This is a genomic window from Arcobacter sp. LA11, from assembly GCF_001895145.1.
In the GTDB taxonomy this organism is placed as follows: Bacteria; Campylobacterota; Campylobacteria; order Campylobacterales; family Arcobacteraceae; genus Halarcobacter.
Window position 1 is genome coordinate 1 of sequence record NZ_BDIR01000016.1, and the last position, 17,874, is coordinate 17,874.

18 protein-coding genes are annotated in these 17,874 nt (G+C 27.4%); 15 read left to right on the forward strand and 3 right to left on the reverse strand.

Translation table 11 applies throughout. The annotated features are described in order from the left end of the window. A partial coding sequence (locus tag BT997_RS13690; protein ID WP_143145208.1) for a LysM domain-containing protein occupies nucleotides 1-1,670 on the reverse strand: 1,670 nt, incomplete at its 3' end. A 201-nt stretch (nucleotides 1,671-1,871) separates the two neighbouring features. Here BT997_RS13690 and BT997_RS15595 point away from each other — a divergent pair. Genes BT997_RS15595 through BT997_RS13700 form a run of 3 tightly spaced genes read left to right on the forward strand, consistent with a single transcriptional unit; the run spans nucleotide 1,872 to nucleotide 3,654 of the window. Beyond that, entirely contained in the window at nucleotides 1,872-2,009 is a 138-nt protein-coding gene (locus BT997_RS15595) for a hypothetical protein (RefSeq protein WP_174247250.1), read from the forward strand. A gap of 50 nt (nucleotides 2,010-2,059) precedes the next feature. Then, nucleotides 2,060-3,019 (forward strand): bifunctional helix-turn-helix transcriptional regulator/GNAT family N-acetyltransferase, encoded by a 960-nt coding sequence (locus BT997_RS13695; RefSeq protein WP_083568760.1) that lies wholly within the window; start codon nucleotides 2,060-2,062, stop codon nucleotides 3,017-3,019. A gap of 11 nt (nucleotides 3,020-3,030) precedes the next feature. Then, on the forward strand, nucleotides 3,031-3,654 hold the full coding sequence (locus tag BT997_RS13700; RefSeq protein ID WP_072682507.1) for a LysE family translocator: 624 nt from the start codon (nucleotides 3,031-3,033) through the stop codon (nucleotides 3,652-3,654). An 8-nt stretch (nucleotides 3,655-3,662) separates the two neighbouring features. Here BT997_RS13700 and BT997_RS13705 read toward each other — a convergent pair whose 3' ends face one another. After that, nucleotides 3,663-4,688, reverse strand: coding sequence for a coproporphyrinogen III oxidase (locus BT997_RS13705; RefSeq protein WP_072682522.1), 1,026 nt, complete (start codon nucleotides 4,686-4,688; stop codon nucleotides 3,663-3,665). A gap of 107 nt (nucleotides 4,689-4,795) precedes the next feature. On the opposite strand from BT997_RS13705, the gene BT997_RS13710 reads away from it, so the two are divergent. The 6 genes from BT997_RS13710 (at nucleotide 4,796) to radC (ending at nucleotide 8,803) form a co-directional block, all read left to right on the forward strand. Next, nucleotides 4,796-5,206 (forward strand): gamma-glutamylcyclotransferase family protein, encoded by a 411-nt coding sequence (locus BT997_RS13710; protein ID WP_072682508.1) that lies wholly within the window; start codon nucleotides 4,796-4,798, stop codon nucleotides 5,204-5,206. A gap of 14 nt (nucleotides 5,207-5,220) precedes the next feature. After that, on the forward strand, nucleotides 5,221-6,219 hold the full coding sequence (locus BT997_RS13715) for an adenosine deaminase (RefSeq protein WP_072682523.1): 999 nt from the start codon (nucleotides 5,221-5,223) through the stop codon (nucleotides 6,217-6,219). 2 nt (nucleotides 6,220-6,221) lie between these two features. After that, a complete protein-coding gene (locus tag BT997_RS13720) occupies nucleotides 6,222-6,668 on the forward strand; it encodes a protein tyrosine phosphatase family protein (protein WP_072682509.1) in 447 nt (148 codons plus the stop codon). A 99-nt stretch (nucleotides 6,669-6,767) separates the two neighbouring features. Continuing rightward, nucleotides 6,768-7,874: a homoserine O-acetyltransferase gene (locus BT997_RS13725; RefSeq protein WP_072682510.1), complete on the forward strand. Its 1,107-nt coding sequence runs from the start codon at nucleotides 6,768-6,770 to the stop codon at nucleotides 7,872-7,874. After that, complete coding sequence (gene xseB / locus BT997_RS13730) at nucleotides 7,875-8,075, forward strand: exodeoxyribonuclease VII small subunit (protein ID WP_072682511.1); 201 nt, start codon at nucleotides 7,875-7,877, stop codon at nucleotides 8,073-8,075. An 83-nt stretch (nucleotides 8,076-8,158) separates the two neighbouring features. After that, nucleotides 8,159-8,803, forward strand: coding sequence for a DNA repair protein RadC (gene radC, locus BT997_RS13735; RefSeq protein ID WP_072682512.1), 645 nt, complete (start codon nucleotides 8,159-8,161; stop codon nucleotides 8,801-8,803). Here radC and BT997_RS13740 read toward each other — a convergent pair. After that, a complete protein-coding gene (locus tag BT997_RS13740; protein ID WP_072682513.1) occupies nucleotides 8,800-9,282 on the reverse strand; it encodes a helix-turn-helix transcriptional regulator in 483 nt (160 codons plus the stop codon). The two genes, radC and BT997_RS13740, sit on opposite strands and share 4 nt — an antisense overlap. A gap of 141 nt (nucleotides 9,283-9,423) precedes the next feature. Here BT997_RS13740 and BT997_RS13745 point away from each other — a divergent pair, with 141 nt between their 5' ends. The 6 genes from BT997_RS13745 to BT997_RS13770 all read left to right on the forward strand — a co-directional run bounded on the left by BT997_RS13745 (nucleotide 9,424) and on the right by BT997_RS13770 (nucleotide 17,810). Beyond that, on the forward strand, nucleotides 9,424-10,419 hold the full coding sequence (locus BT997_RS13745; protein ID WP_072682514.1) for a sensor histidine kinase: 996 nt from the start codon (nucleotides 9,424-9,426) through the stop codon (nucleotides 10,417-10,419). 721 nt (nucleotides 10,420-11,140) lie between these two features. Further along, nucleotides 11,141-11,836 carry a hypothetical protein gene (locus BT997_RS15475; RefSeq protein ID WP_143145210.1) on the forward strand — a complete coding sequence of 232 codons (696 nt, stop codon included), beginning with the start codon at nucleotides 11,141-11,143 and terminating at the stop codon, nucleotides 11,834-11,836. Between the two features lie 137 nt (nucleotides 11,837-11,973). After that, the gene (locus tag BT997_RS13755; RefSeq protein WP_072682516.1) at nucleotides 11,974-12,654 is read left to right on the forward strand and encodes a ThiF family adenylyltransferase; all 681 of its coding nucleotides are present in this window, start codon (nucleotides 11,974-11,976) and stop codon (nucleotides 12,652-12,654) included. A gap of 130 nt (nucleotides 12,655-12,784) precedes the next feature. Next, complete coding sequence (carB, locus tag BT997_RS13760) at nucleotides 12,785-16,024, forward strand: carbamoyl-phosphate synthase large subunit (protein ID WP_072682517.1); 3,240 nt, start codon at nucleotides 12,785-12,787, stop codon at nucleotides 16,022-16,024. Further along, entirely contained in the window at nucleotides 16,024-16,467 is a 444-nt protein-coding gene (locus BT997_RS13765; RefSeq protein ID WP_072682518.1) for a Sua5 YciO YrdC YwlC family protein, read from the forward strand. Before carB ends, BT997_RS13765 begins: the two co-directional genes overlap by 1 nt. Before the next feature lie 41 nt (nucleotides 16,468-16,508). Continuing rightward, nucleotides 16,509-17,810, forward strand: a complete 1,302-nt coding sequence (locus tag BT997_RS13770; protein ID WP_072682519.1) for an ATP-binding protein — start codon at nucleotides 16,509-16,511, stop codon at nucleotides 17,808-17,810. Nucleotides 17,811-17,874 lie beyond the last annotated feature (64 nt).

Consider the following 17,874-nt stretch of genomic DNA (forward strand, 5'->3'; position numbering starts at 1 on the left):
AACTCCCCAACCAACCCAATAGGATTAAAATGATAAACATCATCACTTTTAGGAAACTCTTCTATATCCTTACACTCTGTAAAAAATGATAACTTATCTATTCTTTCTTTTTGCTTCTTATAGTGGTCATCTATTTCACATGAGTTTTCTATTTCTTCTTTATGCTTGCTAAATATATCTAAAAATACATCTGCCATATTTATTTCTTTGTGCCACTCTGATGAGTGCTTTACTATATATTTAGATGTTGTCTGTTTTATAAGCTCTTTTTTTGAAGCTTCTTTTATCTCTAATAGTTCTAGCATATTATTGTTGTCTTTATCTATTAATTTAAATAGTTCTGTAAAAGAATCACTTAAACACATATTTTTCTCTACAGAAGTTGGAACAACATGATTCTCTAAGCTATCAAATATTGATATTTTATCTTTCGATTGTATATCTATTATTCTTGCCCAATCAAATGTTATAGGGTGTAGTTCTTCACAATCAGAATATAAAAGAACTGTTTCTTCATCTATTTGTACATATTTTATTTTATTTGATTCTATGATTTTTACATCTGATAGTTTATATATTTTTTCTTCTTGGGTTTTTTTATCTGTTTTCTTAGGTATGTTTATTGTTCCTACGGAACCTTTATAGATTGTGAAGTTTTCTTCACTTACATCTTTACCCTCTATTGAATCTACTTCATATCTACTCCCACATACTAAACTAGACTCATCTACATCTATTTGTGTTCCATTTGTGAGTGGTTCTTGTTCTGTTTGTGTTTCACAGTTATCTTTTAATGTTGCAGTATCATTTGCTTTTGGTGTTTTTACTATCTCTTGTTCTTCTATTTTATAGATGTCTTTTTCTATTGGTACTTTTATTTGTGTTGGTTTTGGTTTATTTGGACTTTTATCTTCTTCATATTTTTTCTTTGCATCTTTAGCAAAGTTTTTTACATCATCTTTTGTAAATATTTCTAAGTGTGTTGCTATTCTTGCTTTTTGTCTAGGTGGTGTGTAAAATCCTACTAAACCTATGTTTTCTCCTGCTTTTATACTTTTTGGTTCTGCCAATATTTGTACTGTATCGTATATTGGATTTTCTATTATATATTTTGGTTTTGTATCTGTGCTTTTACTTTTTATTTGTAGTTTTTGTCCTACTGCGATACTGTTTGCATTTGCGATATTATTATCTTTTTGTATTTGTGCTACTGTTGTTTTATATTGTGATGCAATTTTTGATAAGGAGTCACCACTTTTTATTGTATATGTTGTCGTTGTCTCTTTTTCTTCATTATATTTACTTTTATCTGCCATATGCATATATAGTGAAAAGAATGTTAGTTTGTTATCTTTTGGATACTCAAAATAGTGTCTTATTAGAATAAATCCTGTTGAGTATAATCCATTCTCTTCATTTTCTTCACCTTCATTTTGAAGATATTTAGTATTTATTTTGTATGCAACTATCTCTCCATCTGCAATACATTTTATTTCTTTATCGAAGAAGCTATCAAAGTGTAATCCTCCATGCCAGAGTCCATGCTGTGAAAAGAGATAGTTTCCTTCTGCTTTATCTTTTAATAGTTCATAGCATTTTTTTTCATCTGTGATTTTTTTAAATGGGTAGGAGAAATTTGGTATGTGTACTATATTCTCTTCTTCTGCCATTTTTTTATCCTTAAATATCTATGATAATTTTTAATATTATCATAGATATATAAAATATAAGTTAAAGAGTTATATTTTTGTATACTATATTGAATAAAATCAAAAAAAATAGTTTGATTATTGAAATTAATATAAATATTATTGACTTTTAAAATATTTATATGTATAATTACGTAACTAGTTACATAAAAAGGAAAAATTATGAAATGTTTTAAAATTCTAATGATGTTTTATATGATTATTGGATTAGTTAAAATTTTAAATAATCCTGTTGATTCAAATTCTCATGTGATACAAAAAGCAAGTCCAACTTTTAGTAGTATAAGTCATAAACTTTAAAAATGTTATAATATGTAACTACTTACGTATTTACTATTATAGAGGTTTTTATGAATAACTTATTTGATAAAACTGGTGTCATGGCAATTGGCACTAGGCTTAGAATGCTTAGTGAAAGATTAGCAAAAGATGCCGAAAAGATGTTTGAATTGTACAATGTAGATATTAAACAAAAATGGTATCCCGTTGTTTTCTCCCTTTCCCAAGACAAAAATCCAAAAACAGTAACCGAAATTGCAAATGAAATAGGTCAATCTCATGTATCAGTTGTAAAAATCATAAGAGAGATGTCAAAAGCAGGAATGTTAATCGAAAAAAAAGACAAAACTGATGGAAGAAAAACAAATATTTCATTAAGTGATATAGGAAAAGAAAAAATTGCAGGACTTGATAGCCAACATGGAGATGTTACTATTGCTGTTCAAAATATGTTGTCAGGTATGGAATATAATCTATGGCATGCTCTTGATGAATTTGAAGAGCTTTTAGATGAGAAGTCTACTTTTCCTAGAGTTTTAGAAGTGCAAAGAAAAAGAGAAAATGAAAAAGTAGAAATTGTAAATTTTGAAAATAAATATGCAAAAGATTTTAAAAAATTTAATGAACAATGGATAAATAGATATTTTGAAATGGAAGAAAAAGATAAAAATATTTTAGAAAATCCCAAAAAATATATCTTGGATGATGGTGGAATTATTTTAGTAGCATTGTATGAAAAAGAAGTTGCTGGTTTTTGTGGTCTTATGAAAAGTGAAGATGAGACTTATGATTATGAATTGACAAAAATGACAGTAAGGTCTGAATTGCAAGGAAAAGGCATAGGTTTAAGTCTTGGAAATGTGATTATTCAAAAAGCAAGAGAACTAGGTGGAAAATCAATATTTTTACAAAGTAATACAGTTTTAAATCCAGCAATAACACTATATAAAAAATTAGGATTTAAAAAAGTAGTTGGATATTCTCATCCTTATGAGCGGTCAAATATTCAGATGAGTCTAATATTAAGTTAAAAAGGTAAAGAATGGAAGTTATTACATTTTTATTTATATTAACATCAGTAGTTATTATTCTAACTCCTGGACAAGATATGATTATTGTTATGTCTAGATCAATAGCACAAGGTCAGAAAGCAGGTATTATGACTGCTTTTGGAGTAAGTATAGGTCTTATGGGTCATACAGTTTTAACAACATTGGGACTGGGAGCTTTGTTACTAGCAAGTGAGTGGTTGTTTAATATAATCAAATATATTGGTGCTGCGTATCTTATTTATTTAGGATATCAACTTCTAATATCTAAAGAACATAAATTAGCTATGAAAGATATGCCAAAAGTATCTTACAAAAAAATGTTTATGCAAGGTGCAATTTCAAATATAAGTAATCCAAAAATTACAATATTTTATTTTTCTTATTTACCTCAATTTATTGTTCCAAATGCAGGAAGTGAAGCTTTACAACTGTTTATTTTAGGTACAACTTTTGCAGTTATAACTTTTTTCTTAAAATCACCTATTGGTTTTTTAGCAGGTATGTTATCTTCTTGGATAAAAGCTAGACCTATGGTTTTAAATTATATTCATAAAACTAGTGGTTTAATACTTGTTGGTCTTGGTTTGAAACTTGCATTTTCTGAGAGAAGTTAAACCTTTAATTATCTCTTTTCATGATTTGATATAGTTGTTGGTATAGTATTTCCACTTGCTTGCATCTTTAAAGCTTCTGGATATTTTGTATAGTGCTCTCTAACAACTTGAGCTAGTTTTTCTTTTGTTTTTATATCTATTATTCCTTTTTCATCTATAACTGAAACAAGGTTTTCTATTAATTCATTTTGTGGTTTGTCCACTTTTGTAGCCCATGATTCTAGAAGTTTTTTATCTACAAAAGAGGGAAGTGAACCCATAATACCTCTGTCGTTTTGATTATGAATAAGTAATCCTGATGTAGTTCCTCTATCTAAAGTTAGAACTTGAAATAAGTATAAAGTATGATAATCTAACTGTTTCATAATATCTTGAACACTAAAAGTTGTTCTATGTGTAATTGCATTTTCAATAATATCAATATAAGAATCTATAATTCCTTTCCCAAAAGTATCTGCAAAATTATAGTCTTCATCTGCATTAGATGTTTTATAATTCTCTAAATAAAAATGTGAAACTCCTCTATGGCGATTTAAAGCTGGAATATAAAAGTATTTATCACCTTGTGCTACTCCTTCTTCAAAAGTATCTTTTGATAGTTTCTTAACTGCACGATTAAAAAATTCTGTATCACTACTGTTTTGGATACTAGGATTTAAATCTGCCATGATTCTATAGTATGAAGAACCATCTCTCATTTGTGTTTGACTAATATGAATATGAATAGAAGGAACTTGGGGTTTTTTGGGATGTATTATTGTAGATATAGCTGTTGCACTTTGAAGTTTTTTTGATGAATCATCGTCATAATGAACTTGAGATACATTTACACTTGCTGTATTAAATAGAATATTATCTCTAGCTTCAAATCTATTTCCTCCACCGTGTTGTCCTTCGTCTCTTAACCATATAACTTCTTCAAAGTTTTTATTTTCACCTAGTTGTGAGCTAAGTTTATTTAGTTTATCAACAAATCTTTTTTGCAAACTTCTTACTAACGTATAAGCTTTGATAGCTTCTGGTGATTTAGCCATAATCATAATATAAACCTTAAATTTTTTTCAATTATATCATAGGGTTATTCTTAAAGTTTTAAATAAGTACAATGTTAAAAAAATTTAAATTATTTAAAAGGTAAGGTATGGACAATTCTAAAAATAGATTACAAGAAGTCTTTTTTTATGGTTTATATATGGATGAAGAGATATTAAAAAGTAAAGGGGTAAGTCCTAGAAATCCAAGAGCTGGAAAAGTAAATGGATATAAACTTAGAGTTGGAAAAATGGCTACTTTACTAAGAGTTAAAAATTGTGAAGCTTATGGTATGGTTTACTCTTTAACATATGATGAGATTAATAAATTATATAGAGATTCTGGATTGATTGATTATGTAGCAGAGTCTGTAATCGTGCAAATTGGTGATACTTTAGTAGCCTCTTTATGTTGCAACTTATTAAATCCTCCTTCTGATGATGAATCAAATGAAGAGTATTTTAACAAATTGAAAATATGTATGGAAAAATATAATCTTCCAACTCCAACAGAGGTATAGATTTGGAATTTAATATGATTGACTTAATTGAAAAATTGCCTAAAGCAGAGTTACATTTGCATATTGAGGGTTCTTTGGAACCTGAGTTGATGTTTAAATTAGCAAAAAAGAATAATATAGAAATACCATATAAAACGATTGATGATGTGAAAAAAGCCTATGAGTTTTCAAATCTACAAAGCTTTTTAGATATTTATTATGCAGGGGCAAATGTACTTATTAGCAAAGAAGATTTTTATGATTTAACTTGGGAATATATTTTAAAATGTGTTGATAATAATATAATTCATACAGAAATCTTCTTTGACCCTCAAACACATACTTCAAGAGGTGTCTCTTTTGAAACAGTTATAAGTGGAATAAAAGAGGCTTTAGAAGATGCAAATAAAAAGTTTGGAATAACTTCACAAATAATCATGTGTTTTTTAAGACATCTATCCCAAGAAGATGCTTTAAAAACTTTAGATGAAGCCTTAAATTTTAAAGATGATATTATAGGAGTTGGATTGGATTCTTCTGAGCTTGGAAATCCACCTTCAAAGTTTGAAAAAGTTTTTAAAAAAGCCCAAGAAAATGGATTTAAACTAGTTGCCCATGCAGGGGAAGAAGCTGATGTTTTATATATTTACGAAGCCTTAGATTTACTTCATATTCAAAGGATTGACCACGGTGTTCAATCTATAAAATCAGATGAATTAATGCAAAGATTAAAAGATGAACAAATTCCACTAACAGTTTGCCCTAATTCAAATATTGAGTTAAAAGTCTTTGAAAACTATAAAGAACATAATATAAAAAAGCTTTTAGATTTTGGGCTAAATGTGACAGTAAATTCAGATGATCCAGCATATTTTAAAGGTTATTTAAATCAAAACTTTATTAATCTATATGAAAACTTAGAGTTATCAAAAGAAGATATTGTAAAACTTGTGAAAAACTCTTTTAATTCATCATTTATAGAAGATGAGTTAAAGCAGAAGTATATAAAAGAAGTAAAGCTTTACGAAGGATAAGTATGCAAGATATAAATAACTATATAAAGATAAATGAAAAAATCTCTACATCAGGTCAACCAACTGCTAAACAGTTTGAAAAGATTGCAGAAGATGGCTATGAAATTGTGATAAATCTTGCAGTAGCACATAGTGAAGGAAAAATAGAAAATGAAGATGACATAGTTACTTCTTTGGGTATGAACTATGTGCATATTCCAGTTGAGTTTTTAGAACCTACAGTAAAAAATCTAAAAGATTTTATTGAAATACTATCATCATTTTCAAATAAAAAAGTATGGGTTCATTGTATTATGAATTATAGAGTCTCTGCTTTTATGTATGTTTATCATAAATACATACTTAAAACACCTTTCGATAATATTAATTTAGAAGTATTTGAGCAATGGTCTCCTGATGAAAAATGGCAAGAAATTATGAAAACTAAACCAGAAGAACTAAGCCTATAAAATAGAGGCTTAACACGTTATTTATTAACTTTTTGATAGGATTGCATCAATATTTTGGATAATTATTATAAGTTATTATTAAAGAATGGGATATAGAAATTGAAGATAGAAACTAAAGTAGCAAAGTTTGATGAACCATTATACCTAGAAAGTGGTAGGATACTAGAGGAGTTTGAACTAGTATATGAAACATATGGTCAATTAAACGCTGATAAATCAAATGTAATTGTTATTTGTCATGCCTTAGCTGGTTCTCATCATGTTGCAGGAAGATATGCTGATGAGGCTAAACCTGGATGGTGGGATAAGTTTATTGGTGATGGAAAAGCTATTGATACGAGAAAATATTTTGTAATATGTTCAAATAATATTGGAAGTACATTTGGTTCTACAAATGCACTTAGTATTGACCCTTCAACGCAAGAAGAATATAGACTAAAATTCCCAATATTAACAGTATCAGATATCGTAAAAGCACAAATGAGATTATATGATAGTTTAGGTATCACAAATGCCAAAGCAGTAATTGGTGGCTCAATGGGTGGAATGCAAGCTATTTGTTACTCGATAGAGTTTCCAGATTTTGCAGAACATGTATTTGCTATGGCTACAACTGCCTATACTAGACCTTGGGCAATTGCTATAAATAAAATCGCAATAGAATCAATAAGACATGACCCTATATTTAAAGATGGGCACTATGCAAAAGATGATTTGTTTGCTCGTGGATTACCTGGTCTTGCAATTGGAAGAATGGCAGGATTAATAGCCTATTTAAGTCCTACTTTGTTTAATCAAAAGTTTGGACGTGAATATTCAAGAACAGATGGTTTATATGAGTTATTTGGAAGATTTGAAGTTGAAAGATACTTGGAATACAACGCATATAGTTTTCCAAAAATCTTTGACCCTCTGTCTTATTTATATATATGTAAAACTATGAATATTTTTGATGCAGGAAGAAACAAAGACAAACTAGAAGACTCTTTTGATAAAGTAACATGTAAACTACATCTAATATCTTTTAAAGATGATATGTTATTTTTCCCTGAAGAGATGGAAGAGATTAGAGATATTATGATTAAACTAGGACGTGGCGATCAGGTAACTTATAAAATGGTAGATAGTCAATCAGGACATGATTCATTTTTAGTAGAAGTTGATAAATTTGATGACTACGTAGTAGATATTTTGGAGAACAAATAGATGAGTGAAGAAAAAAAAGAAGAATTAAGTTTTGAAGTTAAAATAGAAAAAGCTAAAGAGTTATTAGAAAAGCTTTCAAATCCTCAAATAACTCTAAGTGACTCTTTAGAAGTATATAAAACTGGTATAAAAGAGTTAGAAGAAGCTCAAAAACTTCTTGATGAAGCAAAACTAATTTTTACACAAGCTGACAAAAACTAAAAATAAATATTGCAAATTGTTATATTTTTTAATATAACTTATATTTTGAGATAAACTTCTTCATATATTATATGGAGAAGTTTATGACCGCGTTAAAACAACTAGAAAATTTAGATAAACCAAGAGAAAAATTACTTAAAAAAGGTACTAAATCACTAAAAGATTATGAGCTTATGGCGATAATTCTTGGAAGTGGAATATTTGGTAAAGATGTTATAAAACTATCTAGAGAGATTATAAAACTTTTAGAAAAAGATTTTGATACTTTGAGTTTAGATAAGTTATTAGAAGTACATGGATTAGGAAAAGTAAAAGCTTCACAAGTATTAAGTGCTATAGAATTATCAAGAAGATATCTAATTAAAAGTAATAAAAAAATCACTTCTGCAAAAGAAGTATATGAAGAACTGTTTGAATATAAAAGCAAAAAACAAGAGTATTTTTTAGCTTTGTATCTAGATGGAGCAAATCATCTAATAGAAAAAAGAGTTATCACTATAGGTACTTTAACCCAAAGTTTAGTTCATCCAAGAGAAGTACTATCTCCAGCAATTGAACTAAGAGCAGCTAGTATAATAGTAGCTCACAATCATCCTAGTGGACAGTTAAAAGCTAGTTTAGAAGATGAACTTATTACTAAAAGACTTATAGATAGTGCAAAGTTATTAGGTATAGAGTTTGTAGACCACGTAATAATTACAAATGAAGGTTTTAAAAGTATTCTTTAAATAGTTTCGTTGAAATCTTTTATTTCTTTAAGTTTTGTTACAAAATTTTGTAATAAAGGCTTAGGAGAATATGGAAGTAGTTCTATTAGCTGTGATTCTAAAGAAGAATCTTTTGTATAAGTACTATTTGGTTCTTTTACTAGTGATGATTCATTGTATTTTAGATTGAATTTATTTTTTAGTATTTCTATTTCTTCTAGTGTTGCAGTTTTTATAAGGTTTTGGAAAAATCTTTTTCTACTTTTATTGTCTCTTGTGAAAAGTTCTTGTTCTGCTATTTGTAAAGCTTCTGCAATATATGGAATAAGTTCTATTTTTATAGATATGCTACCATTAAGATATTTGTATATAGTTTTCTCAGAAGGGGTTTCTCCTGTACTATTTAACTTTGGTTCTAAATCCCTAAGTCTTTTTGCAAATTCTCTTTTAGTAAGGTTTTTATCTTTAAGTAATATATTTATTCTCTCATATACTTCCATCAAGGACCTTTTTTTTCTTAATTGTATTAAAAAATATTATTTATTTAATAGAATATTAATACTCTTAAAAGTAGAATCTAATAATTAACTTTTTTTTGAAAAAATATTTCAAAAGATTATGAAAACTATAAGGGCTGTTTCATGTGTGAAAAAATGAAGATTGGTATTATTTTTATTTTGTTGTTTTGTATTATAAATTATTTTATTTATAATATTGTCTTAAATACCTATTTTACAAATATAATTAATAATAGAACATTATTATTTTTTGTATTATCTACTTTTGTAAGTATATTATTTTTTACATTTTATTTGCTATTAAAAGAGAGAAAAATAGGAAAATTTTTAAACAAAAGATTAAAATATTTAAATGAAGATTTTCAAAATAGGTTAGAGCATGAAATAAAAAATAGTAAAGCAAAAGATAAAATCATATATGAACAATCAAAATTAACATCAATGAATGAGCTCATTTCAAATATAGCTCATCACTGGAGACAGCCTTTATCAGTTATTTCAAGTGCAGCTACAAGTATACAGCTTTATGAGAAAGTAGGGAAGTTAGAAACAGAAGATGTATTAAGTAGTTGTTCTATAATAAATGAAAAAGCACAATACTTGTCTGAAACTATAAATAGTTTTAAAAGCTTTAGTAAAAAAAGAAAAAAGAAAGATGTTTTTAGACTACAGCATTTAATGAATAGTTTTTTAGATTTATCAAAAATATTAGAAATAGAAGTGATATATACTATACAAAAAGATATAACTTTGTATACAGATAAAAATGAGCTGATACAAGTACTTATAAATATGGTAACTAATTCAAAAGATATTTATGAAAAAAAACAGATGGAAGATAAATTAGTTTTTATAGATATATCTGTAGATAAAGAAATATTAACAATTCAAATAAAAGACATAGCAGGAGGAATAGATGAAGATATAATCCATAGAATTTTTGAACCATATTTTACTACAAAACACAAATCAGAAGGTACAGGGTTAGGTTTATACATTTCATATATAATCATAAAAAATAAACTGGATGGAATGATAAGTGTTAAGAATGTAGATTTTGAATATTTAGATAAAGAATACAAAGGGGCTTTGTTTAGTATTGTATTTCCTATAAGGTAAAAATGCATAAGAATTAGTTTCTATAAAGATTATTTTTATATAATAAAAAATTATATATATGGTAGGTGTTATGGAAAAGAATTTAAAGTTTATATTTTGGATAGTAAATATTATTTATAGTGTATTTATATTATCTTTGTTTTTTTTAGACTATTTTTTGTTTGTAGATTTTTTTGGTTTTGAAAAAGGTTTATTTTTTTCTTTATTTGATAGAGTAGATTTTGTTTCGATAAGTTCAATTGTATTATTAATTTTATTGTCTTTTCTATTTATTGGTCTATATGTATATATAAGTATATTTGTTTATAACGAGTTTTCTTCTAAAAAAACTGTAAAAGCGTCTCCTTTCTATCCTTCTATAAGTTTAAAAAAAAAGAAAAACTTAATTTTTAGTGATTTAAAAAAAATACATTTACACCTTCTTAAAATAAAATTTTGGTTATTTTTGATTTTTTTACCAATTATATATGTTGAAGTAGCGGAGTTCTTTTTTATAAATAGTTTTTTAGTTCTATATGTAATTATTCTTATATATATTTCTTTATCTTTAATCATAACTTTAAATATAGAAAATGATATATACAAAAATATATTTTCTTTTAATACTATAGTCCTTTATGTAATAATTGGTTTAATATCCATATTAATATTTTTTAAAAGTGATATTTATTTAAAATCTTTTATATTGTTCTTTTTTTCTTCTTTTATTAGTTATATGATTATGTTTCTTTATTCAGATATTAAAAATGATACAGAAAAAATATCAAATGGAGCAATTCTCTTATTTTTTGCATTTTTTATTTTAATAGCATATTCAATTTTTATGTATTCTAATAAAAGTTCTTGGTCAAAAGAAATAAGTTCAAATAACGTTTTTTCTACAAACTTGATATTTAATAATGGAAATTTACAAACTAATTCACTAGATATTCAAATAAAAATTCCAAATAAATATTATATAACTCTAGTCAATCAACTTAAATATTATGAACAAAAGAATATATATCAATTATGTGTAGATGGCGATTTGTTAGATGAATATATGTATGTAATTTCAGATAAATACTTTTATATAGAAATAGCTTCAAATTTAAAAATGTATTTTAAAAATTTGTTTATAGAAAATGAGAATGCAGAAAAAAAATTTATAGGTTATAGAATATTTATAATAGAAGAAAAGAAATATGCTAATAGAGAGGGTAGTGAATATATTTTAGTAAATGCAAAGAATAAAATAGTAAATGATATTAATTATAAAATAATGCTAAAAAAGCTAGAAGCTATAAATAAAAAGTATATTAAAACTAGCAAAGATGGAATAAAAGAAATAAATGAAGACAATATTAAAAATTTAGTAGCAAAAGATAAAAAGAAGTTTCAAAAACTTTTAAATAAATATTATATTGAATTAAAATAAATTAAAAGATAGTATAAATTAACTAATTTACTCAAGATTAAAATATTGACAACAATCAAAAAGTTTTAAACAAAATACGGTATTATTACAGGATAAAATAATAAAAATAAACTATACTTATATAGTAAGGATTAGATATGAATGAAGCACATGAATTTTTTAACAGGCAAATAAAACTTTGGGGAGAAGAGACACAGGACTCTTTAGCTTCTAAAAAGGTTGCAATTATTGGTTCTGGTGGTCTTGGATGTACTTTAGCTATTGCACTTGGTGCTTCTGGAATAGGTGAATTTGCACTTGTAGATTTTGATGAAGTAGGGGTTCACAATATCCATCGACAGATTGGTTTTAAAGTTGGTGATGATGGAAAATTTAAATCTGAGGTTTTAAAAGAGCTTGTAGAGTCAAGATGTCCTTATACAAAAGCAACTGCTTATGTGGAGAGTTTTGAAGAGTTTGCAAAGAGAGGTTTAGAATTTGATATAGTTATTGATGCTACTGATAATCTTCCAACACGAGCGGCTATAAACGAGTACTGTATGAAAAACAATCAAGCTTGGATTTATGGTTCTGTAGAAGAGTTCCATGGTCAAGTTTGTTTTTTTGATAAAGCATCATATGAAGCGGTTTTCCAAATAAATGATAGAAAACCAAACGGTATTGCTTGTCCAATTGTGATGCATATTGGTTCTTTACAAGCAAATTTAGCAATTAGATATCTTACAGGTTTACCTGTAAAAAAAGATGTATTGTATTATCTTTCTTTTGATGAAGAGGGTGTTATTAGTACAAAAAAATTTAATCTTCCAACAAATTAATCTGGTATCTTTTAGATACTAGATTACACTTTAAAATTCTTTTATTTATAAACGTTTTTCTCTAACAATTTTTTAAGCACATTTTAGATACACTTTCCAAATTTTAACTAACACATACGGGGAACTTTAAATGCCAAAAAGAGAAGATATAAAATCTATTTTACTTATAGGTTCGGGACCTATTATCATTGGTCAAGCATGTGAGTTTGACTATTCTGGTACACAAGCTACAAAAACACTTAAAGAGTTGGGATATAGAGTTGTTTTAATTAATTCAAACCCAGCTACTATTATGACAGATCCTGAATTTGCTGACAAAACTTATATTGAGCCAATCACAGAAGAGGTTGTTGCAAAGATAATTGAAAAAGAAAAAATTGATGCTATTTTACCAACTATGGGTGGACAAACAGCACTTAATGTTGCAACTTCAATGTATGACAAAGGTATGCTTGAAGGTGTTCAATTCCTTGGAGCTCATCCTGATGCAATCAAAAAAGGTGAAGAGAGACAACTTTTTAATGATGCAATGATTAAAATTGGTATGGATTTACCAAAAAGTGCCAACGCTTATACTGTTGATGAAGCGGTAAAGGTTGCTAAAGAGATTGGTTTCCCTGTTATTTCTAGAGCTTCATTTACTCTTGCAGGTGGTGGGTCTGGTGTTGCATATAATATGGAAGAATTCAAAGCTCTTGCAGAAGCTGGTATTGATGCAAGCCCAATTAATGAAATTGAGATTATGGAGTCTATGCTTGGTTGGAAAGAGTATGAGATGGAAGTTATCAGAGATAGAAAAGATAACTGTATTATTGTATGTTCTATTGAAAACTTAGACCCAATGGGTGTTCATACAGGAGACTCAACTACTATTGCTCCTGCTCTTACTTTAACAGATAAAGAGTACCAAAATATGAGAAATGCCTCTTTTGCAATTCTTAGAGAGATTGGTGTTGATACTGGTGGTTCAAATGTACAGTTTTCTATTTGTCCAAAAACTGGAAGAATGATTGTAATTGAGATGAACCCGAGAGTATCTCGTTCTTCTGCACTTGCTTCAAAAGCAACTGGTTATCCTATTGCTAAAGTTGCTACTTTACTTGCAGTTGGATTTACACTTGATGAGATTGAAAATGATATTACAGGTACTACTGCATCGTTTGAACCAGTAATTGATTATATTGTTACAAAGATTCCACGATTTACTTTTGAAAAATTCCCTAAAGCAGATTCGACTTTAACAACTGGTATGAAATCAGTAGGTGAAGTTATGTCTATGGGTAGAACATTTAACGAATCTATTCAAAAAGCACTTTGTTCTTTAGAGACTGGTCTTGTAGGGTTTGATTCTATTTCTACTGATTTAGAATTAATCAAAAAAGAGATTAGAAGACCTAACTGTGATAGACTTTTATATTTAATGGATGGTATGAGACAAGGACTTACAAATGAAGAGATTTTTGAACTTTGTCAAGTTGATCCATGGTTTTTAACTAAATTTAGAGAGATGTACAATATTGAAAAATCAATAGACGAATCAATCTTAAATGATGAGTTTGCTATGAGAAATGCTAAATCAAATGGTTTCTCTGATGTTATGATTGCTAGACTTATTGGTAAAACTGAAGAAGATGTATATAAAGCAAGAAAAGCTTTAGATGTAGATTTTGAATACAATGAAGTTGATACTTGTGCAGCAGAGTTTAAAGCTCTTACTCCATATCTTTATTCAACTACAAATATTACAAAGTTACCAAAAGTTGATAAAACAACAGATGATAAGAAAGTAATGATTATCGGTGGTGGTCCAAATAGAATTGGTCAAGGTATTGAGTTTGATTATTGTTGTGTACATGCTTCATTTGCTTTAAATGAAATGGGTGTAAAAACGATTATGTATAACTGTAACCCTGAAACTGTTTCAACTGATTATGATACATCAGATATTTTATATTTTGAACCTATTGATTTTGAACATGTAAGATCTGTAATTGAGCAAGAAAATCCAGATGGTATTATTGTACATTTTGGAGGACAAACTCCTTTAAAACTTGCAAATGCAATTACTGATGCAGGTGGTAAGATTATTGGTACAACTGCTGAAGTCATTGATTTAGCAGAAGATAGAGAAAAGTTCTCTACTTTTGTTGAAAAAGCTGGATTATTACAACCTGAAAATGGAACAGCTGTTTTAGTTGATGAAGCGATTGAAATTGCTGAAAGAATTGGTTATCCAGTACTTGTACGTCCATCATTTGTACTTGGTGGTAGAGGTATGAGAATTGTTTATTCAACTGCAGAATTAAAACAATATATGGATGAAGCTGTATCTGTTTCAAATGATGCACCAGTATTAATTGATAAATTCTTAGATAGAGCAATTGAATTAGATGTTGATTGTATTTGTGATGGTAAAGAAGTTTATATTGGTGGAATTATGCAACATATTGAAGAAGCAGGTGTTCACTCTGGTGACTCTGCTTGTTCATTACCTCCTGTTTCAATTTCAGATGAATTAATCAAAGAACTTGAAACTAAAACAAAAAATATGGCACTAGGTCTTGGTGTTGTTGGTCTTATGAATACACAATATGCAATTCATAAAGGTCAAATTTACTTAATTGAAGTAAATCCTAGAGCTTCAAGAACTGTTCCTTTTGTATCTAAAGCAACTGGTATGCCTTTAGCAAAAGTAGCTACTAGAGTTATGTGGGGTGAGAGTTTAAGAAATGCACTTGCAACATATAATGAAGATTTAGTTTGGGAAGATAATGGAGTATTAAAACCTATTTTAAAAGACCATGTAGCTATTAAAGAAGCTGTATTTCCATTTAATAAATTAAGTGGTTCTGATATGATTTTAACACCTGAGATGAAATCTACTGGTGAAGTTATGGGTATCTCTGATAACTTTGGTACATCATATGCAAAAGCGCAAAGTGCTGCTAAAAATGACTTACCAACAGAAGGTAAAGTATTTATTTCATTATGTGATTTAGATAAAGAATTTGCTCCAAAAATTGCTTCTGGATTAGTAGAAGAAGGTTTTACAGTTGTTGCAACTGGTGGAACTCATAAAGCTATTACTGATGCAGGTATTGAGTGTGAGAAAGTACTTAAAATCTCTGAAGGTAGACCAAATATTACAGATTCTATTACAAATGGTGAGATTGCATTAGCATTTAATACTTCTGATGGAAAAGAGTCATCTAAAGATGATGGTAAAAATATTAGAAGATCAGTACTTAAAGAAAATGTTCCTTATGTTACAACAGCTGCTGCGGCACTTGCTTGTGTTGAAGCTATGAAAGCATTAAGACAAAAAGATGGAATAGGTGTTAAATCTATCCAAGAATTTTTAAATGACTAATGGATAAAGAACTAGTATATTTAGTACAAACTGATACAACTGTAGGTTTCTCATCATCTAACGATGAGAAACTTTCAGATATAAAACAAAGACCAAAATCTCAAAAAATACTTCAAACTGTAGATTCTTTTAAAACTTTAAAATCTATGACAAGAGTTCCAAAAAACTTTAGAAAAAGAGTTAGAAAATCTAACAAATCAACCTTTATATATCCAAATCTAAAATCTTTTAGAATTATTTCAAAAGATGATAGCTTTTATCCTTTTATTACAAAGTTTAAAAATCTATACTCTACATCTGCAAATCTTACAAAGGAAAAATTTGATTATGAGTTTGCATATGAAAATAGTGATGTTATGGTATTTACTAAAGATGGTTTCCATGAAAATACCTCTTCAACAATGTATAAAATAAATAAGAAGAAGATAGTTAAAATAAGATAATATAAAGTATAATTATCAAAATTTTATAAAAAGACAGTTATATGTTTCTACAAAGAGAGAAAGAGTTAAAACTTTTAAATAAGAGTTTTGATTTACCCAATTCATCTATAGAGTTTTTATTTGGTGCAAAAAATAGTGGTAAAACTACTATTTTACAAGAGTATTCAAAAGATAAAGATAGACTCTACTTTTCAAACTATGAAATGATTCCATCTATGTTTTTCACTCAAATGGCAAATACTATCAATGAATACTTTTATGAAGGGGATGTTAATACTTCTTTTAGTACATTTTCTGAAGTATTAAAGTTTTTAGATAAACAAGTTATTGAAAAGAAATTAGTGATTATAATTGATGATTTTCAAAATATTGTAAAAGTAGAGAAGAATGCATTAATAGAATTGTTAAAATTTTGGAAAAAGAATCTAAAAAATAAAAATATACAACTTATAATATCAAGTTCATTATTATTTAATGATAATCTAGATGAAATAGAGAAAGTTTTAACAAACAATATAACTTTGGATTATCTTGATTTTATAGCTATCAAAGAGTTTTTCCCTGATATGAATAGATTAGACCAGCTTTATGTATACTCTTTGTTAGGAACTACTCCTAGTAACTTAAAATACTATAACCCAAAGATTGATTTTACGGATAATATTTTTAATTTATTTTTATCACCAAACTCTTATCTTTTTGATTATGGAATAAGAGTTCTAAAAAATGAGATAAGTGATATTGGTACATATTCTTCTATTTTGCACTCCATAGCAAAGGGAAATACAAAGATAGGAGATATTGCAAATTCTTTGGATGTAAAATCTACTTATTTGACTCGTTATCTTCAAAAGTTAATAGATATGATGGTTATAAAGAAAATTGTGCCTGTTGGAGAAGATAAAAAAATATCAAAGTTTGGTAGATATGAGATTGAAGATAGTGCTTTAAAATTCTGGTTTTCTTATATTTATCCAAATCTTACAGCTTTACAATTAAATGATGTAAAAGAAGTAAGTAAGCAAATTCAAGACGAGTTTATTAGTAAAACAGTTTTTCTTAGTTATAAAAAATGTATAAAAGAGATGATAAATAACAAGAAAAAAGATATCTTAGGGTATGAACCTTTACATATTGGCAGTTGGTGGGATAACAATAACAATACTATTGATTTGATTGCATATGATAGAAAGACTGTAACCTTTATTCAAATTCTTTGGGAAGATAAAGATGTGGCAAAAATATCTTATGGTGAATTAAAATCAAGCTCTGAAAAGTTTGAATCTTCACTTGAAAAAAAGTATGTAATAGTTACAAAAAATACATTTTTTAATATGAAATAAGTTTATTTAAACTTAAAAATAACTTTTTTTAAGTTGGATGTAAAGATGTAATTTATTGTATTAA

Bases quoted from the DNA above. Each gene is read 5' to 3' on its own strand.
- BT997_RS15595 (WP_174247250.1), top strand. From the start codon at position 1,872: ATGAAATGTTTTAAAATTCTAATGATGTTTTATATGATTATTGGATTA.
- BT997_RS13695 (WP_083568760.1), top strand. From the start codon at position 2,060: ATGAATAACTTATTTGATAAAACTGGTGTCATGGCAATTGGCACTAGG.
- BT997_RS13700 (WP_072682507.1), top strand. From the start codon at position 3,031: ATGGAAGTTATTACATTTTTATTTATATTAACATCAGTAGTTATTATT.
- BT997_RS13705 (WP_072682522.1), bottom strand. From the start codon at position 4,688: ATGGCTAAATCACCAGAAGCTATCAAAGCTTATACGTTAGTAAGAAGT.
- BT997_RS13710 (WP_072682508.1), top strand. From the start codon at position 4,796: ATGGACAATTCTAAAAATAGATTACAAGAAGTCTTTTTTTATGGTTTA.
- BT997_RS13715 (WP_072682523.1), top strand. From the start codon at position 5,221: ATGATTGACTTAATTGAAAAATTGCCTAAAGCAGAGTTACATTTGCAT.
- BT997_RS13720 (WP_072682509.1), top strand. From the start codon at position 6,222: ATGCAAGATATAAATAACTATATAAAGATAAATGAAAAAATCTCTACA.
- xseB (WP_072682511.1), top strand. From the start codon at position 7,875: ATGAGTGAAGAAAAAAAAGAAGAATTAAGTTTTGAAGTTAAAATAGAA.
- radC (WP_072682512.1), top strand. From the start codon at position 8,159: ATGACCGCGTTAAAACAACTAGAAAATTTAGATAAACCAAGAGAAAAA.
- BT997_RS13740 (WP_072682513.1), bottom strand. From the start codon at position 9,282: ATGGAAGTATATGAGAGAATAAATATATTACTTAAAGATAAAAACCTT.
- BT997_RS13745 (WP_072682514.1), top strand. From the start codon at position 9,424: ATGTGTGAAAAAATGAAGATTGGTATTATTTTTATTTTGTTGTTTTGT.
- BT997_RS15475 (WP_143145210.1), top strand. From the start codon at position 11,141: ATGTTTCTTTATTCAGATATTAAAAATGATACAGAAAAAATATCAAAT.
- BT997_RS13755 (WP_072682516.1), top strand. From the start codon at position 11,974: ATGAATGAAGCACATGAATTTTTTAACAGGCAAATAAAACTTTGGGGA.
- carB (WP_072682517.1), top strand. From the start codon at position 12,785: ATGCCAAAAAGAGAAGATATAAAATCTATTTTACTTATAGGTTCGGGA.
- BT997_RS13765 (WP_072682518.1), top strand. From the start codon at position 16,024: ATGGATAAAGAACTAGTATATTTAGTACAAACTGATACAACTGTAGGT.
- BT997_RS13770 (WP_072682519.1), top strand. From the start codon at position 16,509: ATGTTTCTACAAAGAGAGAAAGAGTTAAAACTTTTAAATAAGAGTTTT.